The sequence below is a fragment of the Xanthomonas sp. 3307 genome, assembly GCF_014199735.1.
GTDB lineage: Bacteria > Pseudomonadota > Gammaproteobacteria > Xanthomonadales > Xanthomonadaceae > Xanthomonas_A > Xanthomonas_A rydalmerensis.
On record NZ_JACHOG010000001.1, the window covers coordinates 667368 to 689794 of the forward strand.

Below are 22427 nucleotides of genomic sequence, written 5' to 3' on the forward strand. Positions count from 1 at the left end.
AAACGCCTATAGTGCAGGCGAGCCCTCGCCACTGCAGGGCACCGCGAGGTGCGTCATGTTCGCCTGGACCGCGTTCGCCCTGCTCGCCGCTGCTGCGGCCACCACGTCGCCGCACGCGTTGCCAGTGCCGCCAGCGCACCCGGCAGCGGCGATGCAGGCAGACGCGACACCGCCAACCCCTGCGACGTCCCCCGCGCCGACGCCGACGCCTGAGCAGATCATGCAGCTACCGCCGGCGCTGCACGCGCTGCTGCAGCAACGCATCGATGCCCATGCCGACCCCGAGCACCGCCTGCAGCAACTGGTAGCGCTGGCCTTCGATGCCAAGGGGCTGAACCTGCAGTACGACCCCAAGGCCACCCACAGCGTCGCCGAGAGCTACGCCACTCGCCACGTCAATTGCCTGTCCTTCACCCTGCTGTTCGTGGCGATGGCGCGCGACGTCGGGCTGCAGGCGCAGGTCCAGGAAGTGCGCCGCGTGCTGACTTGGTACGAAGACGGCGATGCGCTGTACAACGTCGGCCACGTCAACGCCGGCGTGCGCGTGGACAGCGGGCGCGGCAGCATCGACCTGGACCGCAGCGTGCTGATGGACCGGCGCGGCCCGCAACCCATCTCCGACCGCCGCGCCCTCGCCCACTACTACAACAACCGCGGCGCCGAGCTGATGGTCGACGGCGACCTGGACGGCGCCCGCGCGTATCTGGCGATGGCGCTGCAGATGGACCCGCGCTTCGCCGGGGCCTGGAACAACCGGGGCGTGCTGGCGGTGCGCGATGGCGACAGCGGCGCCGCCGCACGCGACTACGCCAAGGCGCTGGAGATCGATCCGGAGCATCTGCCGGCGCTGTCCAACGCCGTCGGCCTGGCCCGGCGCCTGGGCGACAGCGCGCGCGAGGCCGCACTGCAGCGACAGATGGAACACGTGCGCCAGCGCGATCCGTTCCAGCAATATCTGCTCGGCACCGAGGCCGAACGGCGCCAGGACTACACCGCGGCGATCGCCTACTACCGGCATGCGCTGCACCTGTACGACGGCGCCCACCTGCTGTACTTCGCCCTGGCCCGCGCCTACCTGCACAGCGGCGACACCCGCCGCGCCAGCGTGGCGCTGCGTGAGGCCATGGCGCACGCCGATCCGGCCACCCAACCGCGCTACCAGGGCAAGCTGGACGCGCTGCGGCGGCTGTCCTCGACCGCGCGACCGCTGCGCTAACGCGCGCTAGCCTGCCGCGTGCGCGCAGGCGCCGCGCCGTGCCGCCTGGCGCGCCCACAGGTAGATCAGCAGGCCGCCCAACGCCATCGCCGCACCGACATAGCCGGTGGAGGTCCAGCCCAGGCCGGCACCGATCGCGATCCCGCCCAGCCACGGCCCCAGCGCGTTGGCCAGGTTGAATGCCGCGTGGTTGGACGCCGCGGCCAGGGTCTGCGCGTCGCTGGCCACATCCATCAAGCGGGTCTGCAGCACCGGCGCCAGCGCGCCCATGCTGCCCACCGCGACCACCGCCGGCAGCACCGTCCACGGCGAGGTCGCCGCCAGCGGGAACACCAGCAGCACCGCCAGCGACCACAGCAGCACCAGCGGCACCGCGCGGAACTGCATGCGGTCGAACAGCCAGCCGCCAGCCAGATTGCCGAGCAATCCGCCCAGCCCGAACGCGGCCATCGCCACCGGGATCCAGTGTTCGGACACGCCGGTGACCTCCATCAGGGTCGGCGCCAGATAGCTGAAGACGCAGAACATGCCGGCGAAGCCGATCGCGCCGATGCCCAGCGCCAGCCACACCTGCGTGCGGTTGAAGGCGCGCAGTTCGCGCAACGGCGAGGGCCGTGCCTCCTGCGGATCGGCCGGCAGCAGACGCCACACCAGCACCACGGTCAACACCGCGATCGCCGCGACCAGAGCGTAGGCGTAGCGCCATTCCGCCACCTGGCCGAGCCAGGTCGCCAGCGGGTTGCCGACCAGCACCGCCAGGTTCAGGCCCAGCAGCACCCGGCTGACCGCCGCGCCACGCTGGTCGGGCGGCCCGATCGACGCGGCCACCAGGGTCGCCACACCGAAATAGGCGCCATGCGGCAGGCCGGCGACGAAGCGCGCCAGCAGCATGCTGTGATAGTCCGGCGCCAGCGCGCTGGCGAGATTGCCGAACGCATAGAAGCCCATCAGCGCCAGCAGCAGATGCCGGCGCGACCAGCGCGCGCCGAGGATCGCCAGCAGCGGCGCGCCCACCACCACCCCCAGCGCATAGGCGCTGATCAGATGCCCGACCTGTGGCGCATCGATGTCCAGGCCACGGCCGATGTACGGCATCAGGCCCATGGTGGAGAACTCGCTGGTGCCGATCGCGAAACCACCCATCGCCAGCGCGAACAGGATCAGCACGTAGCCGCGCCGCGACAGCGGCGCCGTGGCGGATGAGGTCATGCGCACATCCCACAAGAGGAAGGGCTGCCCATTGTTGTGCATTGCAGCAAATATTGCAGCCCCACGCGCGCAACGCCGCGTTGCGGTACGCCGGTCGCGGCGTCTCAGGCGGCGACACCCTCCTGAAGAAGATGCCGCGGCAGCAACGCACTGTCCCATCGCACCGCCGCGAAACCGCCGGGTGCGTCCCCATGTCTTGCACGCATGCTTCCGTGCAGCGCCGCGCTGCAGGGTTGCCCGCCCCACCCCACACCGAGAGATCCACCGATGACCGATACCGCTTCCCCGCTGTTCACGCCGCTGCGCCTGGGTGCGATCGCACTGGCCAACCGCATCGTGATGGCACCCCTGACCCGCAACCGCGCAGAAGGCGAAGGCCGCATCCCCTCGCCGCTGGCCGCCGAGTACTACGGCCAGCGCGCCAGCGCCGGCCTGCTCATCGCCGAGGCGACCCAGATCAGCCCGATGGGCCAGGGCTACAAGGACACCCCGGGGATCTACAGCGACGCGCAGGTCGCGGCCTGGAAGACAGTCACCGACGAAGTGCATCGACGCGGCGGCAAGATCGTGCTGCAGCTGTGGCACGTCGGCCGCATCTCGCACGTCAGCCTGCTGCCGGACGGCGCCGCGCCGGTGGCGCCCAGCGCGCTGCGCGCCGACGCCAAGACCTTCACCGCCGAGGGCTTCACCGATGTCTCCGCGCCGCGCGCGCTGCGCCTGGACGAAATCCCCGGGCTGATCGAGGACTTCCGCCGCGCCGCCCGCAACGCCATCGCCGCCGGCTTCGACGGCGTGGAAGTGCACGCCGCCAACGGCTACCTGATCGACCAGTTCCTGCGCGACGGCAGCAACCACCGCGACGACGCCTACGGCGGCAGCATCGAGAACCGCACCCGCCTGCTGTTCGAAGTGGTGCAGGCGGTGGCGCAGGAAATCGGCGCCGACCGCACCGGCGTGCGCCTGTCGCCGGTGACCCCGGCCAACGATGCCCGCGACAGCGACCCGCAGCCGCTGTTCGAACGCGCGGTGGAACGCCTGGATCCGCTGGGCCTGGCCTTCGTGCACGTGATCGAAGGCGCCACCGGCGGCCCGCGCGACAACATCGCCTTCGACTACGCGGCGCTGCGCGCCAAGTTCCATGGCCCGTGGCTGGTCAACAACGGCTACGACAAGGCGCTGGCCGAAAAGACCGTGGCCTCCGGCCGCGCCGACGCGGTGGCGTTCGGCCGCCCGTTCATCGCCAACCCGGACCTGGTGGAACGGCTGCGCCGCGACGCGCCCTTGAACCAGGTGGACGCCGACACGCTCTACGGCGGCGGCGCCAAGGGCTACACCGACTACCCGACGCTGGACTGATTGCCCCGGGCTGGCGGCACCGCGCAGTGCCGCCAGCCTTGCGTCCAGGCAGCGCCGTCTTCTGCGGCGCGCGCTCAGGCGCGATGCGCATCGAGCACGGGCCGCGTCGCATCCGGCGCAGAGAGCTCGCCCTAGAACGTCAACCGCTCGCCGAGGAAATCGACGAACACGCGCAGCTTCGGCAGCATGTGCCGGCTCGACGGCCACAACAGATGGAAGGTGCCGGTGGAGTCGACATAGTCGTCGAGCAGCGTGCGCAGCGTGCCGGCCGCCAGTTCCGCGCGCACCGAGTGTTCCGGCAGGAACGCGATGCCACAGCCGCGCAGGGCGAAGCTGAGCCGCGTCTCGATGTTGTTGCACACCATCGACACCGGCAACGGCAGGCCAGCCGCCGCCGCACCCAGCGGCCAGGCTTCCAGGCGCCCGCTGCTGCGGAAACGGTAGTGCAGACACTGATGGGCCAGCAGGTCCTGCGGCTGGAGCGGCGTACCGCAGCGCTGCAGGTAATCGGGCGAGGCCACCAGGCAGCGGCGGAAACTGCCCAGGCGGCGCGAGGCCAGCCGCGAATCGTCCGGCTCGGCCACGCGCAACACGGCATCGAAACCTTCTTCGATCACGTCCACCAGGCGATCGTCGAAATCCAGGTCCAGCTGGACCTGCGGATAGGCGCGCATGAAGTCGCCCAGCACCGGCAACAGCACGTTGTTGTTCATCGGCAGACTGATCCGCAGCCGCCCCTTCGGCGTCGCCGCCAGGCTACCCAGCTCGCCGCGCGCCGCTTCGACCTCGGCCAGGATGCGCCGGCAGCGCGGCAGGAACAGCTGGCCTTCGGCGGTCAGGGTCAGGCTGCGGGTGCTGCGATGGAACAGGCGCACACCCAGCGACTGTTCCAGCCGCGCCACGCTCTTGGCCATCGCCGAAGCGGACAGGCCCAGCACCCGCCCGGCCTCGGCGAAGCCGCCGCTCTCCATCACCTGCACGAAGCCACGCAGGCTCCCCAGACTGTCCATCGCAGCGCCACCGATTTGCGGACATTTCCGTCCTCGCAGCGAGGAACTTTACCCGTCTTTTTCCGCAATCGGCAGGCGTCCACGCTGCACCTCCCTCCTCCATGCACAGCGCCGATGCCCATGCCCACCTCCATCCCCGATCCTGCACCGATGCTCTCGCCGCGCCAGGCTGCTCCGCTCGATGCCGCGATCGACCGCGCGCTGCACGAACGCCGGCTCGTCGGCGCAGTGGTGCTGGTCGCCCATCGCGGCGCCTGTATCTATCGCCGCGCCGCCGGCTGGGCCGACCGCGAAGCGCAACGGCCGATGCGCCAGGAGACGACGTTCCGCCTGGCCTCGGTCAGCAAACCGATCGTGGCGACCGCGGCGATCGCGCTAGTCGCGCAGGGCCGCCTGGCGCTGGATGCGCCGATCGCCGGCTGGCTGCCGTGGTTCCGGCCGGCCCTGCCCGACGGACGCGTGCCGGACATCAGCCTGCGCCAGTTGCTCAGCCATAGCGCCGGGCTCGGCTACCGCTTCCTCGAACCCGAAGACGGTGCGCATGCGCGCGCCGGCGTCTCCGACGGCATGGACCGCAGCGGCCTGAGCCTGGAAGAAAACCTGCGCCGGCTGGCGCAGGTGCCACTGCAGTACCCGCCGGGCACCGGTTGGGGCTACTCGCTAGCGATCGACGTCGCCGGCGCGGTGCTGGAGGCCGCCAGCGGGCAGCCGCTGCCGCAGTTGGTCCACGATCTGGTCACCGCGCCGCTGGGGATGCAGGCCACCGCCTTCCATGCCGAGGACGCCGCCAACCTGGCAGTGCCCTACGTCGGCGACGTGCCGATGCCGCACCGGCTGGGCGAAGGCGAGGTGGTCGCGCCGTTCGCCGACGGCGCCGGCATCGTCTTCCATCCCTCGCGCGCGCTGGATCGCACCGCGTTTCCCTCGGCCGGCGCCGGCATGGTCGGCAGCGCCGGCGACGTGCTGCGCCTGCTGGAGACGCTGCGCGGCGGCGGCGCGCCGATATTGCCGGCCGATCTGGTCGCCGAGATGGGGCGCGCGCAGACCGGCGACTTCGGCCCACCGGACGGACCGGGCTGGAGCTACGGCCTGGGCTTTGCGGTGCTGCGCGACCCGGCGCCGACCGCGACGCTGGAGGCGCCCGGCACCTGGCGCTGGGGTGGCGCGTACGGGCACAGCTGGTTCGTCGATCCGGCGCACCAACTGAGCGTGGTGGCGCTGACCAACACGCTGTACGAAGGCATGTCCGGCGCGTTCGTGGTCGAACTGCGCGACGCGGTCTACGCCAGCCTGCGCGAACGGGCGGCATGAGCGGCCAGGGCCTGGAGTGCGGCGCGCCGTCGCGCCCGCCCGAGGCGCGACGCCTGCCCTGGAGCGGATTGCTGGCGCTGGCCTGCGCCGGCTTCGTCACCATCCTCACCGAGACGCTGCCGGCCGGGCTGCTGCCGGCGATGGCGGACGGACTGGGCGTCGGCGAGGCGTGGATCGGCCAGTTGGTCAGCGTGTACGCGTTGGGCTCGCTGCTGGCGGCCATCCCGCTCACCGCCGCCACCCGGCGCCAGCGCCGGCGCCGGTTGCTGCTGCTCGCCATCGCCGGCTTCGCCGTCGCCAACACGGTCACCGCGGTGTCCAGCCGCTATGCCCCGATCCTGGTCGCGCGCCTGCTCGCCGGGGTCAGCGCCGGATTGCTGTGGGCACTGCTGGCCGGCTACGCGAGCCGGATGGTGGCGCCGGCCCAGCAGGGCCGCGCCATCGCGGTGGCCATGGTCGGCACGCCGTTGGCGCTGGCGCTGGGCGTGCCGGCGGGTACCTGGCTCGGGCAGCAGGTGGGCTGGCGCTGGAGCTTCGGCGCGATGTCCTTGCTGAGCCTCGGCCTGCTCGGCTGGGCCCGCGCCGCACTGCCGGATTTCGCCGGCCAGGCGGCGCATGCGGCGCTGCCGCTGCGCCGCGTGCTGCGCCTGCCCGGCATCGCCCGGGTGCTGGCGGTGATGCTGCTGTTCGTGCTCGCGCACAACCTGCTGTACACCTACGTCGCGCCGCTGCTGGCGCGGTCCGGCGCCGCAGCGGCGGTGGATCGCTATCTACTGCTGTTCGGCGTGGCCGCGCTGCTGGGCATCGTCGTGGTCGGGATGTGGATCGATCGCTGGCTGCAGCCCCTGCTGCTGGCCAGCATCGCCTTGTTCGCGCTGGCGGCGCTGACGCTGGCGCTATGGCCGCGCTCGCCGACGCTGCTGGCGGTGGCCTTGGCGCTGTGGGGATTGGCGTTCGGCGGCTGCGCGACGCTGTTCCAGACCGCGGTCGCCCGCCGTGCCGGCGACGCCGCCGATCTGGCGCAGTCGCTGGTGGTCACCGGCTGGAACCTGGCCATCGCCAGCGCCGGCCTGCTCGGCGGCGCACTGCTGCAACGGCATGGCGCCGCCGCGCTGCCCTGGACCGCGCTGGGGCTGCTGTTGCCGGCGTGGGCCTGCGCGCATCGCCGCTAGAACGTCGACGTCTGCGCGGCGTCGGCGCTCGCACGACCGCAGCGTGCCGCCGGCCCCGCGGCACGGCTCAAGCCTTGCGCAGGAAGCAGGTCTTCAGCACCAGGCCCTTGATCTTGTCCGAGTTGCCTTCGATGTGTTCGGCATCGTCCTCGACCAGGCGGATGCCGCGGATCACGGTGCCCTGCTTCAGCGGGATCGACGAACCCTTGACCTTCAGGTCCTTGATCACGACCACCGTATCGCCGGCCTGCAGCACGTTGCCGTTGCTGTCGCGCACCACCGTCGCCGCATCGTTGGCGGCCTCGGCGGCGGCCGGCCACTCGTGGCCGCAGTCCGCGCACACCCAGTTGGCGCCGTCGACGTAGGTGTTTTCCAGGGTGCATTGCGGGCAGGCGGGTGCGGCGGGCATGGGAGTCCTTGATACGGCGACGACGGCGAGCCGCCTATTGTAGCCGCCCGCCCCGTGCCGCCGTGCCAGCCGCAGGAATCTCATGTCCGCTTCGTCCGGGTCCCGCCTCGCGATCTACGCCGCGCTCGCCGGCAATCTGGCCATCGCCATCGCCAAGTTCGTCGCCGCGGCGATCTCCGGCAGTTCGGCGATGCTCAGCGAAGGCGTGCATTCGCTGGTGGACACGGTCAACGAGCTGTTGTTGCTGTACGGCCTGCGCCGCGCCGCGCGCCCGGCCGATGCCACCCATCCGTTCGGCCACGGGCGCGAGCTGTACTTCTGGAGCTTCATCGTCGCCTTGCTGGTGTTCGCGCTCGGCGCCGGGGTGTCGCTGTACGAGGGCATCGCCCATATCCGCCATCCGCAGCCGGCCAGCGACCACACCCTCAACTACATCGTGCTGGGGCTGTCGCTGTTGTTCGAAGGCGGCTCGTGGTGGATCTCGCTGCGCGAGTTCCGCGCGCGCAAGGGCCGCCTGAGCTACGTGCAGGCGTTCCGCGAGAGCAAGGATCCGAGCCTGTTCACCGTGCTGGTGGAAGACAGCGCGGCGTTGATCGGCCTGTTGATCGCACTCACTGGGCTGCTCGCTGCGCAATGGCTGGACATGCCGGAACTGGATGGCGTCGCCTCCATCGGCATCGCCGCAGTGCTGGCCTGCTCGGCGTTCGTGCTGGCGCGCGAGACCAAGGGCCTGCTGATCGGCGAGCCGGCGGCGCGCCCGCTCGGCGACGCGCTGCGGCGCATCGCCGCGGCCGATCCGGATGTGCGCGCGGTCAACGGCGTGCTCAGCATGCAGATGGGGCCGGACCAGGTGGTCGCCGCGCTCAGCGCCGAGTTCGAGGACCAGCGCAGCACCGCGCAGATCGAAGCGTGCATCGAGCGCATCGAGGCCGCCGCACGCGCCGAGCATCCGGAACTGCAGGCGCTGTTCGTCAAACCGCAGACCCCGGAGACCTGGCTGGCCCGGCGCACCGCGCTGCGCCAGCCGCAGGCGCCCTGAATGGCAGTACGCCGGCGCGACTTGCGGCCCTGCGCCGCTTTTCGTTAGGGTAGCCGGGTAGCACCCTCTCATCGCGCTGTGACTGTGCCGGCGTATCCCCCTTACTCACTGAACGAGGTTTCCCATGGAGATCGCCAACGGGCTTGTCGCCACCATCCACTACACCCTCACCGACGATGCCGGTGAAGTGATCGACCAGTCCTCGCCGGACAATCCGCTGAGCTACCTGCACGGCGCCGGCAACATCGTGCCGGGCCTGGAAAAGGCGCTGACCGGCAAGCGCACCGGCGAATCGGTCAAGGCCGACGTGATCCCGGCCGAAGGCTACGGCCCGCGCCACGAGCAGCTGGTGCAGCAGGTGCCGCGCGGTTCGTTCCCGGATGCCGGGTCGCTGGCGCCGGGCATGCAGTTCCAGGCGCAGACCGACCAGGGTCCGCTGCTGGTCACGGTCACCGACGTCGGCGACGAGTTGGTGACCATCGACGGCAACCATCCGCTGGCCGGGCAGGTGCTGCATTTCGCAGTGGAAGTGGCCGGCGTGCGCGAGGCCACCGAGCAGGAAAAGAACCAGGGCCACGCCGGCGCCGCCCTGTAAGCGGCCCGGTTTCGCGTCCCCCACGAGGCCCGCCGATGCGGGCCTCGTGCGTTTGCGGCCGCGCTTGCGTCGCGCTGCGGCTTGCCCCACAGTGCGCGGCCCTCCCGCCCCCGGCACCGTCATGCGCCTCGGTATCGACTTCGGCACCAGCAACTCCGCCGCCGCCGCGGTGATCGACGGCCGCGTGGTGCCGATCGACTTCGGCGCGCAGCAGCAGTTCCGCACCACGGTGTACTTCCCCGAGGTGATGCGCGACCCGGCCGAGTTCGATCTGACCCCGGCGCTGGAACGGCAGGTGGACGAGCTGATCGACTCCGGCCGCCGCGATGCGCTCGCCGCCGGGCGCGAACGCAGCCACGAGGCGCTGCGCCGCGACGCGATCCGGGTGGTGCGCCGGCAATGGATGGAAACGCAGATGCGCGAGCCGCGCAGTTCCGCGGCGCTGCTGCAGAACGCCGTGTACGGCGATGCCGCGCTGGATGCCTATTTCGTCGAGGGCGAAGGCAACCTGGTGCAGAGCCCCAAGTCGATGCTGGGCTACAACCTGCATCCGCGCGCACGCCAGACCATCACCGGCATCGCCGCGCACATTCTCGAACACATCCGCCTGACCGCCTCGCAGCAACTGGGCGTGCAGGTACGCCGCGCCCTGCTCGGGCGCCCGGTGCAGTTCCGCAGCTCGATCGGCGAGGCCGGCAACGCGCAGGCGCTGGAGATCCTGCACAGCGCCGCGATCACCGCCGGCTTCGACGACGTCGCCTTCCTGGAGGAACCGGCCGCCGCGGCGATGCATTACCACGCGGTCAGCCGCGAGCGCCACGCCGCGGTGGTGGTGGACATCGGCGGCGGCACCACCGACATCGCCCATGCCAGCGTCGGCGGCGACGCCGCGCCGCAGGTGCACCGCGCCTGGGGCATCCCGCGCGGCGGCACCGACATCGACCTGGCGCTGAGCCTGGCCGGCTTCATGCCGCAGTTCGGCCGCGGCATCACCCGCGTGCCCTCGCATCACTACGTCGAGGCGGCGATGGTGCAGGACACCACCCGCCAGCGCGATTTCCGCCAGCACCGCTACGACGCCGTGCCGGCGCCGTACGAGGCGCGTCTGCAAGCGCTGCAGGAACCCGGCAACACCGCGCGCCTGTACCGCGCGGTCGAGCGCAGCAAGATCCGCCTCAGCGACGCCGAGCGGCACGAAGAGACGCTGGACTACATCGAGGCCGGGCTGCAGGTGCAGGTGCAGGCCGAGGAACTGGTGCAGGCCGCACGCAGCTATTTGGAGGCCCTGCAGGAACTGCTGGCGAAGGTGCGCCAGGACATCGGCGGCGATCCGGCCGCAGTGTTCCTGACCGGCGGCATGTCGCGCGCCGGCTACCTGCAGCGTCTGGTCGCTGCCGCCTTCCCGCAAGCGCGCCTGGTCCATGGCGACCCCTCGTTCGGCGTGGTGCAGGGCCTGGCGCTGGCCGCCGCGCAGGACTAGCACGGCACAGGCAGTACAGGCGTCGGTGGCCTCCGCCGACTGGCGGCGTCCTGCCGAGGCGCTGCCTTCGGCCTACGTTGTTCATACTGTGAAGGCGCGACTCGCGTAGCATAGGTGCACGCTTCAGCGTCACGTCTCTACGCGCGTCTCGTCCGGCCGTTCCTGTCGCCCGACGCGCTCCCTTCTCGCCCCACCCTCCGTCCCGCTTCGGGCCGGACCCACCGGGAGCGCCATGTCCCCCGCCCCTGCCACGCTCCAGGCCGAGCGCCTGGCGTCGCCGCTCCATCCTCCGTACCGACCGACAGGTCGCGATCGCGGCGGCGACGCATGAGCGAGACCGCGAGGGAAGCCGCCGACTCCGGCATCGCCTGCGACCGCTGCGACGCGATCTGCTGCCGCCTGACCGTGCTGGTGATGCCGGACGACAACGTCCCCGAACATCTCACCGAGTACACCCGCGACGGGCTGCACGTGATGGCGCGCGACGAGGACGGCTGGTGCGTGGCGGTGGACGGCGCGCGCATGTGCTGCTCGATCTATACGCAGCGCCCGGCGATCTGCCGCAAGTTCGCGATGGCCGGCCCGTACTGCCGCGAGATCCGCCGCACCCACCACGAGCAACTGACTCGTGGCATTCCACTGACGATGTACTGACTGCAGGAGTTCCAGCATGGCACGACCCACCAGCAACACCGCTTCGCCCAGCGCCAGGAACGCACGCGGCGCCAGCGCCAACGACAAGGCGCAAAAGGGCCTCAGCCGCGAGCGCATCGAGGCCGACCTGGCCGCCTTCCACCAGGCCGGCGGCCGCGTCGAGGTGCTCGGCACCACCCGCGTGCTGAAGAAGGTCGACGTCGCCGACGCGGGCTGACGCCCGCCCGCGCTTCCCGCGCGCCCATCGCAGTTCCTTGCGGCAGGCAATCAGCGAGGACGTGGACGCCCGTCCACGCCCGAGCGATGACGCGGCGCCAGGCATCCAACGACGGCGCCTTGGGTTCGGCTCGATCGCCGCACCGACCAAGCCCAATACGGCGTCCTCGGATGCCAGCGCAGGCCCGGAAGCACGGCGCCGTCTTCACGCCGAAAGCGCATACTGCGATCTCGTCCACGGTCTCGCTTCGGCATGCTCCTGCGCTCCCTTTCCGCCGAACTCGGCCAGCCCGCCTGCGGCAACTGTCGCGATGGCGAGCCACTGGATTTCGCCGTGCGCATGGCGTTCCAGCCCATCGTCGATGCCGCCAACCGCTCGATCTATGCCTACGAAGCGCTGGTGCGCGGCGAGGACGGCAGCGGCGCGGCGGCGGTACTGGCGCGGGTGCGCCCGCAGCAGATGTACCGTTTCGACCAGACCTGCCGGGTGCAGGCGATCGCCACCGCCGCGCAGCTTGGCCTGCGCACGCGGCTGTCGATCAACTTCATTCCCAACGCGGTGTACGAGCCGGCGACCTGCATCCGCCTGACCCTGAAGGCGGCCGAGCACTTCGGCGTGCCCACCGGCGCCCTGATCTTCGAGTTGAGCGAGTCCGAACGCATCGCCGACCTGCCCAAGGTCGTGCGTATCCTGCGCGACTACGCGCAGCGCGGCTTCCTCACCGCGATCGACGACTTCGGCGCCGGCCACTCCGGCCTGAACCTGCTCGCCGATTTCCAGCCGCACCTGCTCAAGCTGGACATGGCGCTGATCCGCGGCATCGACGGCAGCGCCGCGCGTCGCCATATCGTCGGCGGCATCGTCGCGATGGCCGCACAACTGGGTTGCCGCATCCTCGCCGAGGGCGTGGAGACACCGGCCGAGTACCGCGCATTGCGCGCGCTGGGCATCGATCTCTACCAAGGCTATCTGTTCGCCAGGCCGGCGCTGGAGGCGCTGCCGGAGATCAGCGAGGCGCAGTGGGACGCGCTGGAGCACGCCGGCTGAGCGATGCGCTGCCGCAGCGCACGGCAGCCGCACGACTTGCCCGCAGCGGCCACGCTTGCGACCATCGCGTTTCCCCTGCGTTTTCCGATGTGCAATGCCCTCGCTCCACACCCTGCTGCCGCCGTGGACGCACCGCTGGCTCGACGTGATCGTGCCCGGCGTGCAAATCCTACTGATCGTGCTCGGCGCCTGGTTGCTGCGGACCTTGCTGCGGCGGCTGATCCGGCGCCTGGGCGAGCACCACGCGCTGCCGCCGGAACTGGTGCTGATGGCACGTCGCGGCAGCGGCTTCGTGATCTACGCGGCGGCGCTGCTGTTGATCCTGGACCGCTTCGGCGTGTCCGGCACCGTGCTGTGGACCGCCTTCACCGGATTCGCCGCGGTCGCGGCGGTGGCGTTCTTCGCCGCCTGGAGCGTGCTGTCCAACATCTTCTGCACGCTGCTGATCTTCACTACGCGCCCGTTCCGCCTGCACGACCACATCGAATTGCTGGAGAACGGCGAGAAGCCGGGCCTGAAGGGTCAGGTGATCGACATCAACCTGATCTACACCACGCTGCGCGAGGAACACGACGGCGACCGCGACAGCGTGCTGCAGATCCCCAACAGCCTGTTCTTCCAGCGCAGCACGCGGCGCTGGCGCGGCCATCCGGTGCCGCCCGGCCTGGGCTGAGCGCCGCGACGCCGACGCTGACGCCATGCACATGGCGCAGCCGCTATGGTCGACGCCAGCCGCCCTCGTGCGGCGCCCCTTTCTTCCCGACCAGGTACTGCATGGAACCCGTCATCCCCCCGTTCGCCGACCTTTTCGCCCAGCTCGGTCTGCCCAACAGCGAAAGCGAAATCCGCCAGTTCATCGCCCGGCACGCGCCGCTGCCCGATGACATGCGCCTGGAAGAAGCACCGTTCTGGACACCGGCGCAGGCGCAGCTGCTGCGCGAGGAACGCCTGGAAGACGCAGACTGGGCGATCGTGGTCGATCAGCTCAACATCGCGCTGCACGCGAAGCCCGTGCTGGATGCCGATCGCGCCGGCTGAGCCTCAACGCAGCTGACTGTCCTTGCTGCCGCGGCGGTTGTAGCCGCTGTGCTCGTGCTGGGCGCGGTCCTGCGCCTCCTGGCAGGCCACGCACAGGCGCACGCCCGGCACCGCCTTGCGCCGCGCCTCGGGGATCGGCGCGTCGCAGTCCTCGCAGTGGCTCAACCCCGGGCCCTGCGGCAATTGGCTGCGCGCCCGCTTGATCGCATCCTCGACGGTCGCATCGATCTGGTCCTGCACCGCGCCGTCGCCTGCCCACCCAGTGGCCATGGTCGTCTCCGCACTGTTGCCTTGCCTGGATGATGCGGCCGGCACCGGCGAATGCAATGCACGCCGGCTTCACCTTCCCGCGGTGTTCATAGGCCCTGCGCGGCGCCGGCCGTCACCAGATCAGATCGTCCGGCACCTGGAACTGGCTGTAGTAGGGATCGTCCTCGCCGCTGGCCGGCGCTGCCGCCAGCGCGTCGAACACGATGGTCTCCGGGTCGCGGGCGACGATCCTTTCCACGACCGCGCGCGGCACCGGCACATAGCCGGCATCCAGCCGCGCGATCACCACGCTGCCGGCGATCAGTTGCGCGCGCAAGGCCGCATCCACCCGCAGCCGCTGGATCTTGCCGGCATCGGTGAAGTGGTAGTCGATCTCGCCGTCGGCCTTGAGCTTGTGGCTCTCGACCAGTTGCCGCGCCTGTGCGCGCAGCTCCTGCGCACGGGCCTGGGCGTTGCGCTCGGCGGACAGCGCACGGTCGCGCTCCACCCGTTCCTGCCGCAGCCGTTCGCTCTCGCGCTGCTCGGCGCTGGGCGGCGGCGGGGTCTTGCCCTGGCGCGCCTTGGCCTGCTCGCGCGCGACCTGCGCCACCTGGCTCTTCTTCACCAGGCCGGCCTTGAGCAGTTGCTCCTGCAGGGGATTGCGCATCGGAAGCGTCCACGGACTCGGAATCGGGAGGCGCATGATACCCGCAGCACCGGCGCCCGCCCGCGAAAGCCGCCACCGCGGATGCCCCGCGGCGCGCGGCACGCTAAGGTGATGGGATGAACACCCTGCGCTATCTCGTCGGCTACCCGCCCCAGGTCCTGGACCAGGTGCGCGAGCTGATCGCGCGCGAACGCCTGGGCGACTGGCTGCGCAGCCGCTACCCCGAGGCCAACGCAGTACGCACCGACCGCCAGTTGTACGACTACACGCAAGCACTGAAGGATCGCTGCATGCGCAGCGCCGAGCCGCTGCACAAGGTGATCTACGACAACCGCCTGCAGGCGGTGAAGCACGCGCTGGGCACCCACACCACGGTGTCGCGCGTGCAGGGCGGCAAGCTCAAGGCCAGCCGCGAGATCCGCATCGCCGGCGTGTTCCGCGATGCGCCGGCGGCGTTCCTGCCGATGATCGTCGCCCACGAGCTGGCGCACCTGAAGGAAAGCGCGCACAACAAGGCGTTCTACCAGCTGTGCGCGCACATGACGCCGGAGTACCACCGCCTGGAGTTCGACCTGCGCCTGTACCTGACCCAGCTGGAACTGTCCGGCGGCAGCGACCGCTGAGCGGCGCCGCGCGTGGCAGCGCAGCGGCGGCAGCACGTACACTGCGCTGCCCTGATCGCCGAGCGTTTCGATGTCCTCCCCCACCCGCCTCGACAAATACGTGGCCGCCATGCTGCCGTGCTCGCGCAGCGAAGCGCAGCAATACATCGAGGGCGGCTGGGTCAGCGTGGACGGCGTGGTGGTCGAGGAGCCGCAGGCCGCGGTGACGACGCAGCAGGTGACCCTGGCCGCCGACGCGCAACTGGGGGCGGTCGAACCGGCCACGCTGCTGCTGCACAAGCCGGCCGGCCTGGATCTGGACGCGGCGCTGGCGCTGGTCAGGCCGGACACGCGCAGCGCCCTGGACACGAGCGAGGTGCGCGTGCTGAAACGCCACTTCCTGCGCCTGAACGCGCCGCTGCCGTTGGAGCCGGCAGCCAGCGGCCTGCTGGTGCTGAGCCAGGACGGCCGCGTGCTGCGCCGCCTGACCGAGGACGCGAGTTCGATCGAACAGGAATTCGTGGTGGAAGTGCGCGGCGAACTACGGCCCTACGGCATGCTGCGGCTGGCGCACGGCCTGGTCTACCAGCAGCGCAGCCTGCCGCCGTGCAAGGTGAGCTGGCAGAACGAGGACCGCCTGCGCTTTGCGATCAAGCACGTGCAGCCCGGCCAGTTGCAGGCCATGTGCGCCGAGGTGGGACTGGAGGCGATCAGCCTGCGCCGCCTGCGCATCGGCCGCATCCCGCTGGGCAAGCTGGCGCCGGGCGAGTGGCGTTACCTGCCGGGTGGTGAGCGCTTCTGAGCGGTTGCGCCGCTGCGGCGATGATCGTTGTTGCCAGCGCGCCGTACCCTCACCCCAACCCCTCTCCCGGGGGGAGAGGGGCTATGCCCGCGGCGGCTCAGGGCTTTGCGAGCGCGCGCTGGATCGCCTGCTCGGCCAGCGGCGCCATCACAGCATAGCCGGCGTTGTTGGGATGCACGCCGTCGATGGCCACGGTCTTGTCCATGCCGCCGTCGCGGTTGCTCAGCTTGCTGTAGTAATCCAGGTACACGGCACCCTGCTGCTGCGCGTACTGCTGCATCCACGCATTGAGCGCACGCACCTTCTGCGCCGGCTGCAGGCCCGGGCGCCACGGATAGTCGGTCACCGGCAGCACCGAAGCCAGCACCACCTTGATGTGGTGGGCCTGCGCCAGTTCGGTCATCGAACTGAGGTTGTCCTCGATCATCTCCAGCGTGGACAGCCCGGTGTTGCCGGCCAGATCGTTGGTGCCGGCCAGGATCACCACCACTGCCGGCTTCAGGTCGATCACGTCCTGGCGGAAGCGCACCAGCATCTGCGCGGTGGTCTGCCCGGAAATGCCGCGATTGACGTAGGCGGACTTGCCGGGGAAGAAGGTGGTGCCTTCGCGGCGGCCCCAGGCGTCGGTGATGGAGTCGCCGTAGAACACCACGCGTGGCGCGTCCGCGGCCGGCGCCGGCAACGCGGCGTTGTCGGCGCGGTAGCGCTGCAGTTGCGCCCAGTCCAGCAGCCGCTGCTGCATCGCCTTCACTTCGTCGGGCTTGAGCGTGTCCGGCGCCCGCGTGTACAGCGCATCGACCTTGCCCTCCAGCGCCCCGGTGGACGCGGGCGTTGCCGCCTGCACAGCGCCGGCGGCGGTGGCGCACAGCGCGATGGCGAGTGACAACAGCGAGGGGCATTTCATCGAGGCATTCCTTGTGCGGACAACGGTGATCGCACAGTGTAACCAACGCTCGCATCGCCCATGCCGCATCGCCGCAGCGGCACGGCGATCCCGTCGGACGGCATCGCGATTCAGCCCGCGCTCACGCTGGAAATCCGGCGGTCGGGATCGACAGCGCATATCGCCACGCGCCCTCTCTGCCTGCCTCGCCGCGCGGTGTCGATGCTCGGCAACACGCGGCCGCGACCGCCATCGCACCCGGCATCGGCATGCGTCACGCGCGTGCCGGCACGATGACAGCACGATGCCGCCGCCATCGTTTTTCGCTATCGCGGCAACCTTTTGCGAACGCCCTAACTTTTTCGTAAGTACATGACACGCAAGGATTTTCACTTCTAGGATGGCCGCGGACGTGACGGGGGGATCCTCACCCAAGCCCGAAGGACATCCATGAAAACGCGTGATGCACACCAGAACCTCTCCCGCCTGCGGCTGGCGTTGATTCCCGGCTTGATGTTCAGCGCAATGGCGATGGCGCAGTCCGCAGGCACCGCAGCGGCGACGACCGACACCAGCGCCGCCAGCGCACAATGGCGCAGCACCTTCTCCGGCGGCACGCCGTTCGCCACGCACAGCCTCTGGGACAGCGCTGGCGGCGGCTTCCTCAACACCCGCTTCGCGCCCGGCGAATGGCAGATCACCCCGTTCAACGCCGCGCGCCTGAAGACCGCGTGGACCTTCACCACGCAAGGCGACGTCTCGGCCACGCCGACCGTGCAGGGCACGGCGCTGTACGTGCCGGACTGGGGCGGCCAGCTGTATCGCATCGACACCGATCTGGGCAAGGCGGTGTGGCAGGTGAAGCTGGCCGACTACACCGGCATCGCCGGTTCGCTGTCGCGCAACAGCCCGGCGATCGCGCGCGACAGCATCCTGGTCGGCGACCAGGCCAGCGGCACCGTGCTGGCGATCGACAAGACCACCGGCAAGCTGTTGTGGAAGACCCTGGTCGAATCCAACCCGCAGGCGCGCATCACCGCCTCGCCGGTGATCTACGGCGACCGCGTGTACGTCGGCGTGTCCTCCGGCGACTGGGGTGGCCTGACGCCGGGCTACAAATATTCCTTCCGCGGCAGCGTCGCCGCGCTGGACCTGAAGACCGGCAAGCTGCTGTGGAGCTTCCGCACCGCGCCGGAGGGCTACACCGGTGCGTCGGTGTGGGGCACGCTGGCGATCGATCCGCTGCGTCAGCGCGTCTACGCCACCACCGGCAACAACTACTCGGTGCCGGTCGACGTGGCTACCTGCGTCAAGAACGCCAACGGCGACAAGACCGCGCAACTGGCCTGCATGGCACCGGACAACTACGTCGATTCGGTGCTGGCGCTGGACATGCGCAGCGGCAAGCCGGTGTGGACGCGTCGCCTGCAGGGCGCCGATGCCTGGTCGCTGTCGTGCCTGGTCGCGCCGACCAATGGCCTGTGCCAGGACCCGCAGGGACCCGACTACGACTTCAGCGGCGGCGGCGCCAACCTGTTCACGGTGATCCGCAACGGCAAGCCGCAGGCGCTGGTCGGTGCCGGCCAGAAGAGCGGCGTGTACTGGGCGTTCGATGCCGACACCGGACAGACCGTATGGTCGACCCAGGTCGGCCCGGGCGGCACCGCCGGCGGCATCGAATGGGGCTCGTCGGTGGATCCGTTCGCCGCGCGCGTGTACGTGGCCATCAACAACAACGAGCACACGCCGTACACGCTGGCGCCGGGCAACACCGAGACCTGGAACGCCGGCTCGTGGGCCGCGCTGGATGCGACCAGCGGCAAGATCCTCTGGCAGGTCAAGGTGCCGGGCACCGACCCGGTGCAGACCGCATTCGGCGCCGGCGGCCGCGGCCCGCTCGCGTCGTCGCCGGGCCTGGTCTATGCCGGTTCGATGTCCGGCGCGATGACCGTGCTCGATGCCAAGACCGGCGCCACGCTGTGGAGCTTCGACGCCGGCGGCTCGGTGTCCAGCGCACCGGCGATCGTCGATGGTGCGGTGTACTGGGGCGCGGGCTACAGCCGCTTCAACTTCGGCACCGGCGTCAACAAGTTGTACAAGTTCGTACCGTCGAACCGGCGCCGCTGATCGCAGCTCAAGACCCCCTCTTCGGTCGTAATGCCTCTCCTGCGCAAGCGGGAGAGGCTGTTGCGCGCTGCTCGAGCGCATCGCATCGCGAAGCACCAGGCATCAGACGAGAACGACCTGGCGCCCGTACGCGTCGCACGGTTCGCGCTGCGACGAGAGAGGGCACGACGCAACGCCAGGCCCATGAAAATCCGGCGGGCTCCGCTTCCCGCGGCGCCCGCCGACCTATCGGCTGACCGCTCAGTTGAACGTGTAGTCCAGCGTCAGGAACATTTCCCGGCCGTTGTACTCGCTCGCGGTCTGCCCGGTGGGGACGAACTCGAAGCCGCCGGCGTAGTACGGAATCGCGCCGACCTTGTCGAAGATGTTCGACACCGCGAGCTTTGCGTGCAGATCCGGCGTGATCTGCAGGCCGACCGAGCCGTTCCAGGTGATCCACGCCGGCACGTGGCCCCGGTAGGTCGTGTCGGGCACGGTGACCTGGTTGCCGTCCTGGGTGACCTGGCAGACGCCGGTGGAGACGGACTCGCCGCCATTAGGCACCGTGACCATGCCGGGCTGGATGCCGTTGGGCAGCACGTCGCAGCCGGCGTAGTTGGGGGCGCGCATGCGGCCGTTGCGCACGCCGGAGATCGACACGTTCCAGCGGCCCTTGGTCCAGTCGGCGATCCAGGTCATGCGACTGGCCACGTTCTGGTAGCGGGTGTTCTGCAGCGGATCCGAGGCCAGCACGCGCTGCTTGTACGCCAGGTTGTTGGTGTAGTTGATGCCCGCGCGGAAGTCGCCGTAGCCGTCGGTGTGGAACTTGTAGTCCAGCGACGCGTCGACACCGGCCACGTACAGCGAGGCTTCGTTGATCGGGCCCGATTGCACCGAGACGATCTGGCCGTTGGCGTCGCGCTTCACCATCTGCGTGACCATCTGGCAGTACTCCGATCCGGCCACGTGCGCCGTGTATGGCGACAGGCCCGAGGTCCCGTTCGGCTTCACGCCGGTCAGGCAACCCGCTTCGTCGGCCAGCACAGTGTCCTGGCCGAGGTACTGGATGGCGTTGTCCACGCCCATGTTCCAGTAATCGGCCGACACCGACAGCCCCTGCACGCCCGGCACCTGCCAGACGAAACCGTAGGTCCAGGAGTGTCCGGTCTGCGGCAGCAACAGGCGGCTGCCGTTGGTGTAGAGCGTGTAGTACTGCGACCCGGGACGCTGCACGCTGTTGCACCAGGTGTTGTTGTTCTGACCGGCCTTGATCGCGTTCACGCACTGCAACGGGTCGGCGTAGAAGCCCACCGGCGAGGTCGAACCGGTCAGGTAGATGGCCTGCATGTCCGGCGCCTTGAAGTTGGTGCCGTAGCTGCCGCGCAGCAGCAGACCGTCGTACGGGCGCCACTCCAAGCCCGAGCCCCAGGTGCGGGCGATGTCGGCACGGCTGGCGTCGTTGTACTTGTCCAGGCGACCGGAGAGCGTCCAGGTCACCGACTCCAGCACCGGCACGCGGAACTCCGTGCCCAGCGAGAAGCGCTGCCGAGTGCCGGCACCGGTGAGATAGGCGCCGAACGGGTTCTGGAACGTGGATGGATCCACCGCGCGCGGGTCGGGCGACAGCTTGAAGCCGTTGTGCGCGGCTTCGAGCACCGCGGCCCAGCCCACCGACCGATCGGCCCACGGTAACTTGAACAGGTCGCCGTTGACGCGCAGCTGCGCCTGGTCGAGCCAGGACGAAGCGGTGTTCACGCCGGTCACCGCGAACTGGTCGTACTGCTGCGGCGTGATCGGGTTCCAGAACTGCTGCCAGTTGAACGCGTAGATCGGCAGGCCGTCCGCGGTGGTGCCCTGCTGCTGGCCGAGGAAGAAGGTGTTGGTGGCCTGGGCGTTGTAGCCGGTGAATTCCTCGCGGACGATGTACTTCTGGGTGTTGAGGTTGAGGTCCCAGTTGAAACGGCCGTCGAACACGGTGCCGCGCAGGCCCGCCTGCAGGTTCCAGTTGAGCTCGCGATCGTAGGTGTTGGCGCTGACGCCAATCTCGTTCTGGGTCAACTGGCGGATGACCTGTTTGACCGTCTGCCCGGTGGTCTGGTCGTAGAACGGACCGGCGCTGAACACGTTGAGCTGCGTGTTGGAGATGCCCACGGTCTGGTACAGGGCGGCCGAGCCGTAGAACTGCAGGCCGTTCTGGAAGTCGTATTCGCCCGACAGATAACCGTTGTTGCTGCGGCTGCCCGGGGTCAGCACCCAGTTCTGGAACAGCGCCGGCTGCGCGCAATAGAAGCCGTTGTCGGTGACGCCGGTGATCTGGGCGCCATTGGTGGTCACCGAGTGCGACTGCGCCAGGCGCGAATTGGTGAACTTGTCGCAGGTGCCGGAGGGCGGCGTGATGTTGTGGCCGTTGGCGTCGGTGGCCGACAGCGCGATCGCGCCGGCGGCATCGTACTGGTAGCCGAACATGCGCGAGGCCGGGCCCCATGCGCCGTAGCCCGCATCGGCCACGGAATCCTGGTAGGGCCGGTCCATGCCCCACAGCGCGCTGCGGTTGGAGTGCTCCAGGTTGTAGGTCACGTGCCAGTTGCTGCCCGCGCGGCCGCCGAAGTAGTTGATGTCGCCGTACTCGCGGCCGCCACGCGTCGCGCCGCCCGCGGTGACCTGCAGTTGGTTGCCCTCGTAGTTCTTCTTGAGGATCACGTTGACCACGCCGGCAACCGCGTCCGAGCCGTAGATCGACGACGCGCCGGAGGCGAGCACTTCGATGTGATCGATCATCCCGGTGGGGATGTTGTTGAAGTTCTGGAAGTTGCTCTGCTTGTTGAGCGGCTGCGGGTAATCGACCACGCGATGGCCATCGATCATCAGCAGGCTGAAACCGGGGCCGAGCCCGCGCAGGTTCACCGACCGCGCATTGACTGAACTGGAGCCCCACGAGGCCGGATCGGACACCTGCTGGCCCACCTGCGGCAGCGAATCGAGGAATTCCCACAGCGTGGTGTAGCCCTGCTTCTTGATCTCTTCGCCGGTGATGGTGACCACCGGTGCGGGACCTTCGACCTCCACGCGCGGGATCATCGACCCGGTGACCGTCACCGCCTTGAGTTCGACCGGCTTGTCGGCCTTGCCGGGGCCGGTTGGCGGCGGCGGGCTGTCGGGCGCGGATTGCGCCATGAGAGAAGGCGCCCACAGCACGAGCGCAACGGAACTGGCGATGAGTCCACGCCGGAAAGCGGTTCTGTTCATTGGTCTCCCCCCTCAGGAGCGATCGATGTTCGAAGTGGTGCAAGCCCCCCGATTCCCCTGGCCTTGCGCGGGCCATCCGCAAGGCGGTGCATACAAGAACGAGAAGTTCATATATGTAA

Annotated in this window: 21 protein-coding genes and 1 pseudogene; 15 read left to right on the top strand and 7 right to left on the bottom strand. The window is 69.8% G+C overall.

All coding sequences use genetic code 11. The features are described from left to right. The first annotated feature begins 55 nt into the window (after positions 1–55). Complete coding sequence (locus tag GGR64_RS02820) at positions 56–1216, top strand: UDP-N-acetylglucosamine-peptide N-acetylglucosaminyltransferase (RefSeq protein ID WP_260302638.1); 1161 nt, start codon at positions 56–58, stop codon at positions 1214–1216. A 6-nt stretch (positions 1217–1222) separates the two neighbouring features. Here GGR64_RS02820 and GGR64_RS02825 read toward each other — a convergent pair whose 3' ends face one another. Next, complete coding sequence (locus tag GGR64_RS02825) at positions 1223–2425, bottom strand: MFS transporter (protein WP_167087504.1); 1203 nt, start codon at positions 2423–2425, stop codon at positions 1223–1225. 267 nt (positions 2426–2692) lie between these two features. Here GGR64_RS02825 and GGR64_RS02830 point away from each other — a divergent pair, with 267 nt between their 5' ends. Continuing rightward, positions 2693–3781, top strand: coding sequence for an alkene reductase (locus GGR64_RS02830; RefSeq protein WP_184643815.1), 1089 nt, complete (start codon positions 2693–2695; stop codon positions 3779–3781). A 131-nt stretch (positions 3782–3912) separates the two neighbouring features. Here the strand turns inward: GGR64_RS02830 and GGR64_RS02835 are convergent, their stop codons facing one another. Then, a complete protein-coding gene (locus GGR64_RS02835; RefSeq protein ID WP_167087500.1) occupies positions 3913–4791 on the bottom strand; it encodes a LysR family transcriptional regulator in 879 nt (292 codons plus the stop codon). Between the two features lie 150 nt (positions 4792–4941). Between GGR64_RS02835 and GGR64_RS02840 the strand changes: the two genes are divergently transcribed. Beyond that, positions 4942–6102, top strand: coding sequence for a serine hydrolase domain-containing protein (locus GGR64_RS02840; RefSeq protein ID WP_221236074.1), 1161 nt, complete (start codon positions 4942–4944; stop codon positions 6100–6102). Beyond that, positions 6099–7274 (top strand): MFS transporter, encoded by a 1176-nt coding sequence (locus GGR64_RS02845; protein WP_184643819.1) that lies wholly within the window; start codon positions 6099–6101, stop codon positions 7272–7274. Before GGR64_RS02840 ends, GGR64_RS02845 begins: the two co-directional genes overlap by 4 nt. A gap of 67 nt (positions 7275–7341) precedes the next feature. Here GGR64_RS02845 and GGR64_RS02850 read toward each other — a convergent pair whose 3' ends face one another. Further along, on the bottom strand, positions 7342–7683 hold the full coding sequence (locus GGR64_RS02850; protein ID WP_048490980.1) for a zinc ribbon domain-containing protein YjdM: 342 nt from the start codon (positions 7681–7683) through the stop codon (positions 7342–7344). A gap of 97 nt (positions 7684–7780) precedes the next feature. Here GGR64_RS02850 and GGR64_RS02855 point away from each other — a divergent pair. The 8 genes and pseudogenes from GGR64_RS02855 to GGR64_RS02890 form a co-directional block, all read left to right on the top strand. After that, positions 7781–8722 (top strand): annotated as a pseudogene (locus GGR64_RS02855) (cation diffusion facilitator family transporter); the annotation flags it as partial. Between the two features lie 124 nt (positions 8723–8846). Beyond that, on the top strand, positions 8847–9317 hold the full coding sequence (locus tag GGR64_RS02860; protein WP_167087492.1) for a peptidylprolyl isomerase: 471 nt from the start codon (positions 8847–8849) through the stop codon (positions 9315–9317). 121 nt (positions 9318–9438) lie between these two features. After that, positions 9439–10797, top strand: coding sequence for an Hsp70 family protein (locus GGR64_RS02865; RefSeq protein WP_184643823.1), 1359 nt, complete (start codon positions 9439–9441; stop codon positions 10795–10797). Between the two features lie 327 nt (positions 10798–11124). Beyond that, a complete protein-coding gene (locus GGR64_RS02870) occupies positions 11125–11451 on the top strand; it encodes a YkgJ family cysteine cluster protein (RefSeq protein ID WP_184643825.1) in 327 nt (108 codons plus the stop codon). Between the two features lie 16 nt (positions 11452–11467). Beyond that, on the top strand, positions 11468–11668 hold the full coding sequence (locus GGR64_RS02875; RefSeq protein ID WP_184449164.1) for a hypothetical protein: 201 nt from the start codon (positions 11468–11470) through the stop codon (positions 11666–11668). Between the two features lie 252 nt (positions 11669–11920). Next, the gene (locus GGR64_RS02880) at positions 11921–12715 is read left to right on the top strand and encodes an EAL domain-containing protein (RefSeq protein WP_184643827.1); all 795 of its coding nucleotides are present in this window, start codon (positions 11921–11923) and stop codon (positions 12713–12715) included. Positions 12716–12809: 94 nt separating this feature from the next. Next, on the top strand, positions 12810–13388 hold the full coding sequence (locus GGR64_RS02885) for a mechanosensitive ion channel family protein (RefSeq protein WP_184643829.1): 579 nt from the start codon (positions 12810–12812) through the stop codon (positions 13386–13388). 101 nt (positions 13389–13489) lie between these two features. Beyond that, entirely contained in the window at positions 13490–13753 is a 264-nt protein-coding gene (locus tag GGR64_RS02890) for a DUF2789 domain-containing protein (protein WP_184449160.1), read from the top strand. Positions 13754–13756: 3 nt separating this feature from the next. Here GGR64_RS02890 and GGR64_RS02895 read toward each other — a convergent pair whose 3' ends face one another. Together GGR64_RS02895 and GGR64_RS02900 are read right to left on the bottom strand one after the other, a co-directional pair. Beyond that, positions 13757–14023, bottom strand: a complete 267-nt coding sequence (locus tag GGR64_RS02895) for a DksA/TraR family C4-type zinc finger protein (protein WP_048490972.1) — start codon at positions 14021–14023, stop codon at positions 13757–13759. Between the two features lie 112 nt (positions 14024–14135). Further along, positions 14136–14669, bottom strand: coding sequence for a DUF2058 domain-containing protein (locus GGR64_RS02900; RefSeq protein ID WP_184643831.1), 534 nt, complete (start codon positions 14667–14669; stop codon positions 14136–14138). Positions 14670–14785: 116 nt separating this feature from the next. Between GGR64_RS02900 and GGR64_RS02905 the strand changes: the two genes are divergently transcribed. Together GGR64_RS02905 and GGR64_RS02910 are read left to right on the top strand one after the other, a co-directional pair. Beyond that, complete coding sequence (locus tag GGR64_RS02905; RefSeq protein WP_184643833.1) at positions 14786–15292, top strand: YgjP-like metallopeptidase domain-containing protein; 507 nt, start codon at positions 14786–14788, stop codon at positions 15290–15292. Between the two features lie 70 nt (positions 15293–15362). Then, positions 15363–16073: an rRNA pseudouridine synthase gene (locus tag GGR64_RS02910; RefSeq protein WP_184449156.1), complete on the top strand. Its 711-nt coding sequence runs from the start codon at positions 15363–15365 to the stop codon at positions 16071–16073. A 97-nt stretch (positions 16074–16170) separates the two neighbouring features. On the opposite strand, the gene GGR64_RS02915 is transcribed toward GGR64_RS02910, so the two are convergent. Continuing rightward, a complete protein-coding gene (locus GGR64_RS02915) occupies positions 16171–16977 on the bottom strand; it encodes an SGNH/GDSL hydrolase family protein (RefSeq protein ID WP_184643835.1) in 807 nt (268 codons plus the stop codon). Between the two features lie 504 nt (positions 16978–17481). On the opposite strand from GGR64_RS02915, the gene GGR64_RS02920 reads away from it, so the two are divergent. Beyond that, a complete protein-coding gene (locus GGR64_RS02920) occupies positions 17482–19083 on the top strand; it encodes a PQQ-binding-like beta-propeller repeat protein (RefSeq protein WP_260302832.1) in 1602 nt (533 codons plus the stop codon). A gap of 240 nt (positions 19084–19323) precedes the next feature. Here the strand turns inward: GGR64_RS02920 and GGR64_RS02925 are convergent, their stop codons facing one another. Continuing rightward, on the bottom strand, positions 19324–22236 hold the full coding sequence (locus tag GGR64_RS02925; protein WP_184643840.1) for a TonB-dependent receptor: 2913 nt from the start codon (positions 22234–22236) through the stop codon (positions 19324–19326). Positions 22237–22427: the final 191 nt, after the last annotated feature.

What these genes read in the sequence shown, in the direction of transcription:
- GGR64_RS02820 (WP_260302638.1), top strand. Translation starts at nt 56, where the DNA reads ATGTTCGCCTGGACCGCGTTCGCCCTGCTCGCCGCTGCTGCGGCCACC.
- GGR64_RS02825 (WP_167087504.1), bottom strand. Translation starts at nt 2,425, where the DNA reads ATGACCTCATCCGCCACGGCGCCGCTGTCGCGGCGCGGCTACGTGCTG.
- GGR64_RS02830 (WP_184643815.1), top strand. Translation starts at nt 2,693, where the DNA reads ATGACCGATACCGCTTCCCCGCTGTTCACGCCGCTGCGCCTGGGTGCG.
- GGR64_RS02835 (WP_167087500.1), bottom strand. Translation starts at nt 4,791, where the DNA reads ATGGACAGTCTGGGGAGCCTGCGTGGCTTCGTGCAGGTGATGGAGAGC.
- GGR64_RS02840 (WP_221236074.1), top strand. Translation starts at nt 4,942, where the DNA reads ATGCTCTCGCCGCGCCAGGCTGCTCCGCTCGATGCCGCGATCGACCGC.
- GGR64_RS02845 (WP_184643819.1), top strand. Translation starts at nt 6,099, where the DNA reads ATGAGCGGCCAGGGCCTGGAGTGCGGCGCGCCGTCGCGCCCGCCCGAG.
- GGR64_RS02850 (WP_048490980.1), bottom strand. Translation starts at nt 7,683, where the DNA reads ATGCCCGCCGCACCCGCCTGCCCGCAATGCACCCTGGAAAACACCTAC.
- GGR64_RS02860 (WP_167087492.1), top strand. Translation starts at nt 8,847, where the DNA reads ATGGAGATCGCCAACGGGCTTGTCGCCACCATCCACTACACCCTCACC.
- GGR64_RS02865 (WP_184643823.1), top strand. Translation starts at nt 9,439, where the DNA reads ATGCGCCTCGGTATCGACTTCGGCACCAGCAACTCCGCCGCCGCCGCG.
- GGR64_RS02870 (WP_184643825.1), top strand. Translation starts at nt 11,125, where the DNA reads ATGAGCGAGACCGCGAGGGAAGCCGCCGACTCCGGCATCGCCTGCGAC.
- GGR64_RS02875 (WP_184449164.1), top strand. Translation starts at nt 11,468, where the DNA reads ATGGCACGACCCACCAGCAACACCGCTTCGCCCAGCGCCAGGAACGCA.
- GGR64_RS02880 (WP_184643827.1), top strand. Translation starts at nt 11,921, where the DNA reads ATGCTCCTGCGCTCCCTTTCCGCCGAACTCGGCCAGCCCGCCTGCGGC.
- GGR64_RS02885 (WP_184643829.1), top strand. Translation starts at nt 12,810, where the DNA reads ATGCCCTCGCTCCACACCCTGCTGCCGCCGTGGACGCACCGCTGGCTC.
- GGR64_RS02890 (WP_184449160.1), top strand. Translation starts at nt 13,490, where the DNA reads ATGGAACCCGTCATCCCCCCGTTCGCCGACCTTTTCGCCCAGCTCGGT.
- GGR64_RS02895 (WP_048490972.1), bottom strand. Translation starts at nt 14,023, where the DNA reads ATGGCCACTGGGTGGGCAGGCGACGGCGCGGTGCAGGACCAGATCGAT.
- GGR64_RS02900 (WP_184643831.1), bottom strand. Translation starts at nt 14,669, where the DNA reads ATGCGCAATCCCCTGCAGGAGCAACTGCTCAAGGCCGGCCTGGTGAAG.
- GGR64_RS02905 (WP_184643833.1), top strand. Translation starts at nt 14,786, where the DNA reads ATGAACACCCTGCGCTATCTCGTCGGCTACCCGCCCCAGGTCCTGGAC.
- GGR64_RS02910 (WP_184449156.1), top strand. Translation starts at nt 15,363, where the DNA reads ATGTCCTCCCCCACCCGCCTCGACAAATACGTGGCCGCCATGCTGCCG.
- GGR64_RS02915 (WP_184643835.1), bottom strand. Translation starts at nt 16,977, where the DNA reads ATGAAATGCCCCTCGCTGTTGTCACTCGCCATCGCGCTGTGCGCCACC.
- GGR64_RS02920 (WP_260302832.1), top strand. Translation starts at nt 17,482, where the DNA reads ATGGCGATGGCGCAGTCCGCAGGCACCGCAGCGGCGACGACCGACACC.
- GGR64_RS02925 (WP_184643840.1), bottom strand. Translation starts at nt 22,236, where the DNA reads ATGGCGCAATCCGCGCCCGACAGCCCGCCGCCGCCAACCGGCCCCGGC.